Genomic DNA, 9,402 nt, shown 5'->3' with positions numbered 1-9,402 from the left:
TTAAGTTCTTTATCCGACATAGACACCAACATATCAAACCGTCCGCTAAGAAAATTGCAACAGCGCATATTCTAAAAGCGGACATTTTTACTTTGGAGAAACCGGACATTTCTATTTTGGAGTTACATTTTAATTTCGTATAAGGTGTATTATGTTAATTTTAGAAATTCTTAATTTCCATCTATCCAAACTTGCTTGATCCAATCTGCTAAATCTTCCCACTGCTCATCGCTATATCCATCTGCTGTCCAATATCTAATTTTATGATTAGGAGATAGGCAATAATAACTACCATTATCTTCACAAATAGGTAGCCAATCTTCTGGCAGACCTTGCTCCCTAGCATCATTTAATATCTGAGATAGCCCTCGATAGCATTCTTTCTCATCTGTAAGAGACGCTAATTCAATTGTTCCATAAAAGATATTGCTAATCTCTTTCAAAACTTTTTTATAATCTTTTGGAAAAATAAAACCTATTTTTCGTTCATAAGCAGATATGAAAATATCATCAGGTAGTTCTATGTTTAGACGACTATTCCCAGATAGTTCTTTTAATTCTTGAATAATGTTATCAAGCTTATTTTGCATATACATTCTGCTCTATCGCATTAAAGTTCTTACTACAATTTAACATAATGGCTGTTATACGCAATACACTTGTATATTAATATAAATATCAGATACTTAATAAAACCAGAAAAATCTAAAAATGCACAAAAAGCCGATTTTGAAACAAGTCGGCTTTTTTATGAGCGGTTTTGATATTTTTTGCCAACATTTTTGCTCAAAAAACACTCAAAACAGAAAATCACCTACAATCTATAAGGCTTTCAACCTGAAAAAAATCCACAATTTATGGGGATAACTCTGGGGCTATTTTTAAGCCATTTTTGTACGCTTTGACGTACAGTAATTTAAGGAATCTGCTTCTAGCTGATCAAAGCTTTATTTCTTATGATGTAGTCAAGGAAAGCAGGAAGCTCCAAACAACAAGAATAAGAAAGATCAGCACAAGGATGGTTAGGTACGACAGAAGTTATACCTTGCAACCAAACACGAAAAACCCCGACAGGATGTCGGGGTTTTTTATTACCATTTGAAAACTGACTAAGTTCACTATAAAATATAGACTATAATCTATATTTTGGTTGTGATATGTGGACAGTCATCACAACAGATCTGTTTAATGAGTGGCTTGAGCAGCAAGATGAATCAACACAAGAGAAAGTCCTCGCAGCTTTGGTCGTTCTACAGCAGCAGGGACCTAGCTTAGGTCGCCCTTTAGTGGATACCGTGTATGACTCTAAATTTACCAATATGAAAGAGCTACGCGTTCAGCATAGAGGTAAACCACTTAGAGCCTTTTTTGCATTTGATCCATTACGACAGGCCATTGTGCTTTGCATCGGTGATAAAGGCGGTAAAAAGCGTTTCTATAAAAGAGATGCTGGACATTGCAGAACAGCAATACGAACTTCATCTCTCAACCCTAGGAGAACAATCTAATGGCTAAAACCTTACAGGAATTATTGGTTAGTCGCTCTCCAGAGAGCCAAGCACGTATTAAAAAAATGGCTGATGAGCTACTGTTAGAGACTCAGCTCCATCTTATTCGAGAAGAGTTAGAGATTTCCCAAAAAGAACTTGCTGAAACTTTGGGAATAAAACAGCCATCACTTTCAGCAATTGAAAATCGTGGTAATGATTTAAAGATTTCAACCATGAAAAAGTATGTTGAGGCAATGGGTGGTAAGCTCCGTATTGATGTGGAGCTTCCAACAGGAAAACATATAGGATTTAATGTGTAACGATAAAAAAGGTAGCTATAAGCCACTGCTGTCCCACAATTTTTCACAAGAGGAAGCTTAAATAAGCTTCCTCTTGTTTAATGGGGATTTTATCGGGTGAGAATAAAGCTTTTAACGTTTTTCTTTCAAACAAATTCACTTGAATGATTCTGAGTAAGCGCTGCACTGTCCAGCCTTCTTTCCCCAGATGTTGAGCGAAACTCACCAGCAAATAGGCGATTAACGCGATCCAAATTTGAGTTTGTATGGCATTACGGCTTCGGCCTAGAAATGACTTTAATTTTAAATTCTGTTTAAGTGCTTTAAAGAACAGCTCCACTTTCCAACGGTCTTTATAAATTGCAGCAATCGTTAATGCTGCCAGATGAAAGTTATTACTCAGAAACTCAAACGTCCTGTTCTTATCGGTATCATAAAATTCTATACGTCTTAATAATTTGGGAGCACCTCTTTTCTTTGCATAAGCACTACTTAATTCAATCCATTCATCCGCAATAATACCTTTAGATGCTAATACGCTGCGGCTAGATTTCACTTGATAAACTGTCTTTGGGCGCAATCGGGTGACAAAACTGACCTTTTGATGAGTCAATTGGGCAAACCATTGATAATCAATATATCCTTTGTCAAATACGACAATACTGCCAGCAGGAAATTTGAATGCTCTGCCTTGTACCATATCATTTTCAATGCCATCCCCAAGCGCCACAAATTCAGGAATGGTATTGCTGTAATTTAAGCCAACGCTAAGTTTCATGCTGGCTTTGGATTCATGCACTTTGGCCCATTCACATAAGGAAAATGACAGATCAATATGGCTGGCATCCAGGGAATATAAGGGATTCTTAAAGCGGAATTTATGAGCTACTTTTGAGTGTTCATAAGATTTAAGCAAGGTGTAAAATAGCTGTTCATACAAGGCTGCAGGCTGTTCCTGATTGATTCGAGCCAGTGTACTGCGAGGGTGATAGACTTTGCTCCGAGAGCATTCAGCTTTTCTTGTTGACACTCTAGATTAGATTGAATATCCCGCAGACTTTGTCTGCAGGAAAGTTGAGACATCAGTATGGCAATGAACTGATCCCATCTTGAAGCGGCTCTAAATTTCTGACCGACATGATGTATTTGAACAAGACGTTCAAAATCTTGTCGGAGTATGGGTTTAATCAATTGATGAAATACGGTATTCTGATATGACAAAACCTGAGTCCTTGGTCGTTAAAGTGTTGGTTCGCACTTATATTTTAACGATTCAGACTCAGGTTTTTTTATTTAAATCAAACTATGGGACAGCAGTGAGCTATAAGCTCCCTTTTTTGTGTTAGAAACCATTTAAAGTGTCTGTATTCTCACCATTAAAAATGTCTGGTTTATGATGATCTAAATAACTTCTCAGGATATGACTCTATGAACGACACTGAAAATCAAAAAAAACTCCCATTCTCAGAGGATGAATTACTCGAAAATATAGATGAATATAAAGCACATGCAGATGAAATTACTGTGCTTACAGAAACCGAATTCGATTATTCATATTTCAAACACTCTACTCCATTTTTTCAAAAACAAATTAATTACTGTAGAGACAAAACCCTTGCTACATAAGGTTTTGGAGTCGTTTGTCTAAAAATAATCATAAAACAACCTAGAGCCTGTTTATTTCCTCTTTGTATCCTTAAACGGATAAGATTTTAGAAAAACCGATGGCTCAGAATTAAAAATCATTTAACTTTTATTTGTAATTGTAAACCGAAAGTATCGAGTAATTTCTGCATGGATTTCAAAGTAGGATTGCTCCCTGGTTGCTCCATTTTTTGCAGTGTCTGTGGCGCAATCTTAGTAATTTTAGCCATATCATTCAGTGTTAAATGTAGCTCTGTTCGAATAAATCGAGCAACTTGATAAAAAGACCAGTCTGGATGATTATTGATGGTTTCAAGCACAGATAGTCTTTTTTCCATTTGTTGAATAGGGGTCAATGGTTTAAAACGTTTATCCATGGCTGATCTCCTCCAACTGCTGGCAAATATTGATTATTCGATATTGGCTATTTTCCAGAATTTCATCCGCTACTTGAAGAGCCTGCATCTTTTCTAACAGTCCCCGATAAATTGGTAACTGTTCAATTAATAAAGTTTTAATTTCTTGTGGATCAATCGAAGTGCTTTCAGCTATCTGCTCAATCACAGAACTCAAAAGTGGCATACCACCATGATCATCTCTTTCCCAACGAGTAGTACGTGCAATACCATCAGGATGTAACCACATTGGCGCATAATCAAATAATGGTGTGAGCTGAATTTTACCATTATTGAAGCGTTGGATTGCTGTATTGCGAGTATGGTTATCTTTATTGCCTAAGGCAACATTTGCGAGATCACGCTTCAAATACTCAAATACTTCCTGCTTTGGTTCGGTACAAGCCTCCATAAGCAGGGTACATATTTGATTATGGGTCATTCTAACCCCAAAGCCCGCCTTCCCACCTAGAGATGCAAGGCTTTCCTGAGCAATTCTTTCAACTTTGCCATTAATTACTTTGCGATCAAATCTTGGAATAAACAAAGTCTTGCCATGTAGCTCAAGATCCCGGTGTACACGTAGTTGCAAGTACTGAGCGACTTTCATATACAAAGCTTCGTTCATCAGGATTTTATTCAAATTTTGATCACTGCCGCGGCTAAATTTAACCAACCAATGCTGCTTAACTTGATCATCTGGAAGAGTATGATCTAGATAGAAAAGATCATCATAACCTTGTGTTAACAACAATTTTGGCCACTCACCCTGAATACCAGATGAACCGGCAATAAAAAGTCCATAAGATGCGAGCGATTCAATAAACTTCTCTTTACGTTCAATAATTTTGCTTAGGCTAAATCCCTGATTTTGCAGCTTTGGGAAATGACTCTGTAACCACTCATGAGCCTCTTTGACTCGCAGATTCCCAATTGGATTTCCTGCGCCTGCTTTTAAAAGCGCCCAGTCCGCTTGTTCCTGAACATTCTCAGAAAAATCAAGCTGTCTTAGTAATTCTTTGCGACCGTATCCTTGAGGTAATAGATCCATAAGAAATGCTGGCCAAGTTGATTCCAATCTATTTTGGACGTTCACCGGTAAGTCATAAGCAAGCGCATGACCATCTCTTAGATCCATATATGAAATAGCATATTCGAACAAATATGATGTACGTGTAGCTGCCTGCCATCCAGCATTTTGATCATCCGTAACCTCAACCAAAGCACAGTCATGCCATTCATAGTCTTGGTAGATTTGCAGTGTACAGTATTGCTTCATAATTTTATTAAAATAGTAAAATATAATGATTTTATTGATTATATATCTATTTTAATATAAAAGTATAATTAAACTAAAAATCTCAATGATCACTCTAGGTGTCTAAGAAGAACTTATACATTTCTCAAAATTGCAATAAACTCATCTGATTTGCAGTAGAATTGATCAATATTGGGTTAAATCTTACCTCCTTATATTTTAGCTATCCTTTACATCATGTCAGAACGTCAACAACTCAGCCTTAGTGAATACCTTGCCACTGTACAGGAAGTCATCCAGCTGACTTTTGATGGGGCAGTGTGGGTCAAGGCTGAGATCCGTAATTTAAGTATTAAAGGCGGTCACTATTATCTTGAGTTGGCTGAGAAAGATGAAGAAAGCCATAAGGTGATCGCTAGTTGTAAAGGCACCATTTGGAAATTTACGGCACAAAAAATAATTCTAAAGTTTGAACGAGAAAGTGGTATTGAACTGTCGAAAGACCTGAATGTACTGATCAAGGTCAAAGCTAGATTTGATCCGCAATATGGCTTCTCGGTCAATATCGAAGATATCGACTCTAGCTTTACTCTAGGAGACATCGCCAAACGCTATCAGCAGATTCTGCTGCGACTGACTGAGGAAGGCCTGCTCAATAACAATAAACAGTTGCCGGTACCCTTTGATATTCAGAATGTCTTGGTCATTGCACCGGAAAATGCTGCAGGGTTAGGTGACTTTAAAAAAGATGCGGATGCCCTGGCTCAGGCTGGTGTCTGTCATTTCGTTTATCATTCAGCAACTTTTCAGGGTAATACGGCTTCTGCCAGCATCATTCAGGTTTTGGGTAGTGCCTTAAGACAGTGGGCTCAAGATTACTCGATAGCACCAGACCTTATTGTGATCATCCGTGGAGGCGGAGCCGTGAATGACCTAGCTTACCTGAATGATTATGATCTGGCCGCACTGCTGTGTAAAAGAACTGTGCCGATCTGGGTCGGTATTGGCCACGAGAAAGACCGCACTATTTTGGATGAAATTGCACACCGTTCCTTTGATACCCCGAGTAAAGTGATCGCAGGGATCCGTAACCTGATTGTGGAGCGAGTCAATGAAGTTAGTACTGCTTTGCAGACCATCAAGCTACTGTCACAGCACCAGTTGATCACCTACCAGAGCCAGAGTGATCAGTATCTGAAAACTATCAAAACTCTGACACAGAACCAGATCAATGAAGCCCAGCGTAGCGTTGATATGCTTAAAAGTGATACTCAGTATCTTGCTCAACAACAGATTAAACTAGCTTCACAGCAGGTGGAGTCATTGATGAGGGAAACCTTGCTACAGAATCCTCGTAATGTGATGGCCAAGGGCTATGCAATTGTCCGTAGCCAAGGCAAAGCTATCCGTTCCATCCAGCAGATTACTGACCAGGAATTACAGATTGAACTTAAGGATGGCACCATTGATGCCACCGTGACACAGGTAAACGCACATGAACAATGAAGAACTAAGTTTCAAGAAAGGTTATGAAATTCTCAAGAAAAATGCCGAATTTCTTGAATCTCAGGAAGAACCGGATATTGATAACCTGATGGCGATCGTTGAAGAGTCCATGACTGCCTATAAAGCCTGTAAGTTACGTATTGATGCTGTGCAACAGGCGTTGAATGACACCTTTAAAGAATAAAAATTCTAGGTCGAGAAAAGTCTAGAATGTTCTAGAAATAAAGGACATGAGATGGTGAAAACTGACAGTTAACCCAATAAATTTGCTTGAGCAGAGTTTTATTACTAACCACCTTTTCCTCTATAGGTGTTACATGGATCCCAAACAACATACTTACGTTGTTAAATGGTTGACTGAAGATCAAGCCTGTGTCGGCTTATGTGTCGAGTTCTTCATTAAGCTGACTTAAACCAAATAGGTGGGGCTAATGAATTTAATGGCCGATCTTTAATAATCCCTGCCAGCTAAAATAGTTCTGGGTCAAATGAGTACGGTTCATTGACCACTTTCGTTGTGGTAAGTAGCAGCTGCCAACAGCTAATTTAGTTTTCCCATATCTCGCCTTTACCGCTTCTAAAGTCTGCATGAGGCTTTCATTACTTTCACGCTGGCTGTGGTCTGTCAGCAGGTCAGGAGTAAAGCGCTGCTTAGCAATTAAATCCGTCAGAATTACACCACACTTTTTATATTTCACGTCAGATTTATAAATGTGTTCCAGCAGTTGCATGGCTGTTTTAATCAGATCCAAAACACAATCCGTCGGTTCAGGAAACTCAAAAGCCAACGATTTACTGTAATAGGGAACCTTTGAATCAAAAGGATTCGATTGCACAAAAGCAATGACACATCCACATAAGGAAGCGTCTGCTCGTAAACGTATGACTGCATCCTGTACATATTTGCCCATAGCCTCTTTGAGATCATCTAGCTCGGTAACTTTTTCACCAAATGAACGACTTGCTATGATTTGCTGTTTGGGGGGAGGGGCATCATCTAACTGCATACAAGAAACACCTTGCAGCTCCAATACTGTTCTTTGCATTACCACAGAAAAAAGGCTCGCCATGCGATGAGCATCTTGCATCACTAAATCTAGCACCGAATAGATTCCCATGGCATTTAGTTTTTTAACTAACTTACGACCAACGCCCCAAACTTCACCGACCTCAATGTCTGAATAAAGCATTTCCTGATCTAGGAAATCCATATTGAGTAAGTTACACACACCCTTGAAACCCTGTCTTTTTTTGGCAAGATGGTTGGCCATTTTGGCTTCGGTTTTACTACGACCGATACCAATCGAGACGGGTAAGCCAATCCAATCCAACAATCGTTGTTTCATGTGATGCGCATACTGAGTTAAGTCAAAATTTTGTGCATAACTGGTCAGGTCTAAAAAACACTCATCAATTGAATAGATTTCCTGTTCATGTGGCGCAACAAAACTAGCCAAAATTGAATGAAAACGCTTGGACATTTCAGCATATAAAGCATAGTTACTGGATAACACCACGACCTGATGTTGCTGAACAATATCTTGTATTTGAAAGAGAGGAACGCCCATTTTGATGCCCAGCGCTTTGGCTTCATTACTTCTTGCCACAGCACAGCCATCGTTATTGCTGAGCACAATCACAGGTTTATTGTTTAGACTGGGATTAAATACCCGCTCACAACTGACATAGCAGTTGTTAATATCAATCAGGGCATAAATCCGCTCGTAACTGCTCATCTGAACTTCTTGATCACACTGGTAACCACACCCCAAATCAGCATGGTTTGATTATCTTTCAAATGGATATCAGCAAAATCAGGATTAGCCGCCTGTAACCAGCATTGATTACCCTCAATCATCAAACGTTTAATCGTAAAATCATTGTCAATCAATGCCAGAACAATATCCCCATGCTTGGCTTCAATACTACGGTCAACGATTAGCTTGTCATTCAGATCAATCCCTGCATCACGCATGGATAAGGATTCCACTTCAACGATAAAGGTTGCCTGTTGGTTTTGAATAAGAAACTCGTTTAGATCAAGGGTCTTATCGATATAGTCCTGAGCAGGGGAAGGGAAGCCTGCAGCCACTTTTTGCAAAGCAACAGGAATCTCATAATGTGTTTTTGTCTCAAGCAATCTAATAGAGGAAATATCGTTAAACTTTGGAGTGTCATTTTTTTTCAGGTATTTCTTGATTTCCAATACACGAGACTCTGGCACCCGAATGACCTTGGTCGGTTCGTTATAGACAAAAGGACGGCCAGAACCTTTGCGTGCACCACCATGCTTATTTTGCGTCATTTTTATTATCAATCTTGATTATGTAACATAATTAAGATTATAGAAAACTCAGAATATAAAAACAAGATTGTCCGTTCTTTAATAAAGTATTATCCCAAATCTTGGGATTGCCATGATATTAGCAAAGCCACAAGATCAATCAGACGACACAATAAAGATTGTCTAATCCTTGATCGTAGAGACTTTATATTTGAAGCAACAGAAGACCTAAAGGGCTTTACTGGTATCCATTGATTGTTCAGCAACATTAAATAAAACTGTGGAACATTGTTCAGTTATTGATCGTGGAACGTGAACAATCATAAAAAAAGCCCATTCGAGGGTGAATGGGCTATAAAACTAGTATCAACACATGGAATTATAACACAATTTAAAAAGCTGTTATTCCCAAGTAGAAATGTCCTACCTAATAACCAAATAGAAATGTCCTATATGGACATTTCCAAGTCAAGCACAGGATTTAGATTTCGTTGTTCAATCGCTGTTTTCTGTGCACGTCTGCTTG

At 38.6% G+C, this 9,402-nt stretch carries 9 protein-coding genes and 2 pseudogenes; 5 read left to right on the top strand and 6 right to left on the bottom strand.

Annotated elements, in window-relative coordinates:
• Positions 1-170 precede the first annotated feature (170 nt).
• A complete protein-coding gene (locus FTU50_RS14505; protein ID WP_001180106.1) occupies positions 171-590 on the bottom strand; it encodes an SMI1/KNR4 family protein in 420 nt (139 codons plus the stop codon).
• Positions 591-1,157: 567 nt separating this feature from the next.
• On the opposite strand from FTU50_RS14505, the pseudogene FTU50_RS14500 reads away from it, so the two are divergent.
• Positions 1,158-1,515 (top strand): annotated as a pseudogene (locus FTU50_RS14500) (type II toxin-antitoxin system RelE/ParE family toxin).
• Positions 1,508-1,810 carry a helix-turn-helix domain-containing protein gene (locus tag FTU50_RS14495; protein ID WP_096902794.1) on the top strand — a complete coding sequence of 101 codons (303 nt, stop codon included), beginning with the start codon at positions 1,508-1,510 and terminating at the stop codon, positions 1,808-1,810. Before FTU50_RS14500 ends, FTU50_RS14495 begins: the two are co-directional and overlap by 8 nt.
• 43 nt (positions 1,811-1,853) lie before the next feature.
• Here FTU50_RS14495 and FTU50_RS14490 read toward each other — a convergent pair.
• Positions 1,854-3,010: pseudogene (locus FTU50_RS14490) on the bottom strand (IS4 family transposase).
• A gap of 207 nt (positions 3,011-3,217) precedes the next feature.
• Between FTU50_RS14490 and FTU50_RS14485 the strand changes: the two are divergent.
• Positions 3,218-3,415 carry a hypothetical protein gene (locus tag FTU50_RS14485; protein ID WP_096902802.1) on the top strand — a complete coding sequence of 66 codons (198 nt, stop codon included), beginning with the start codon at positions 3,218-3,220 and terminating at the stop codon, positions 3,413-3,415.
• A 116-nt stretch (positions 3,416-3,531) separates the two neighbouring features.
• Here FTU50_RS14485 and FTU50_RS14480 read toward each other — a convergent pair whose 3' ends face one another.
• Entirely contained in the window at positions 3,532-3,810 is a 279-nt protein-coding gene (locus tag FTU50_RS14480) for a helix-turn-helix domain-containing protein (protein ID WP_000361155.1), read from the bottom strand.
• The gene (locus FTU50_RS14475) at positions 3,803-5,107 is read right to left on the bottom strand and encodes a type II toxin-antitoxin system HipA family toxin (protein WP_096902800.1); all 1,305 of its coding nucleotides are present in this window, start codon (positions 5,105-5,107) and stop codon (positions 3,803-3,805) included. Before FTU50_RS14475 ends, FTU50_RS14480 begins: the two co-directional genes overlap by 8 nt.
• Before the next feature lie 216 nt (positions 5,108-5,323).
• Here FTU50_RS14475 and xseA point away from each other — a divergent pair, with 216 nt between their 5' ends.
• Together xseA and xseB are read left to right on the top strand one after the other, a co-directional pair.
• Positions 5,324-6,592, top strand: a complete 1,269-nt coding sequence (gene xseA / locus FTU50_RS14470; protein ID WP_179994478.1) for an exodeoxyribonuclease VII large subunit — start codon at positions 5,324-5,326, stop codon at positions 6,590-6,592.
• Positions 6,582-6,776, top strand: a complete 195-nt coding sequence (gene xseB / locus FTU50_RS14465) for an exodeoxyribonuclease VII small subunit (protein ID WP_001058302.1) — start codon at positions 6,582-6,584, stop codon at positions 6,774-6,776. The genes xseA and xseB overlap by 11 nt, the downstream gene beginning before the upstream one ends.
• Positions 6,777-7,029: 253 nt before the next feature.
• Here the strand turns inward: xseB and FTU50_RS14460 are convergent, their stop codons facing one another.
• Together FTU50_RS14460 and FTU50_RS14455 are read right to left on the bottom strand one after the other, a co-directional pair.
• On the bottom strand, positions 7,030-8,328 hold the full coding sequence (locus FTU50_RS14460; RefSeq protein WP_179994477.1) for a Y-family DNA polymerase: 1,299 nt from the start codon (positions 8,326-8,328) through the stop codon (positions 7,030-7,032).
• Complete coding sequence (locus FTU50_RS14455) at positions 8,325-8,897, bottom strand: LexA family transcriptional regulator (protein ID WP_179994476.1); 573 nt, start codon at positions 8,895-8,897, stop codon at positions 8,325-8,327. Before FTU50_RS14455 ends, FTU50_RS14460 begins: the two co-directional genes overlap by 4 nt.
• Between the last annotated feature and the right edge of the window lie 505 nt (positions 8,898-9,402).

Origin of the sequence: Acinetobacter sp. YH12112 (assembly GCF_013418945.1) — a bacterium.
GTDB lineage: Bacteria > Pseudomonadota > Gammaproteobacteria > Pseudomonadales > Moraxellaceae > Acinetobacter > Acinetobacter indicus.
Note: the sequence above shows the minus strand (reverse complement) of the source record. Positions and strands in the feature narration are given on the sequence as shown.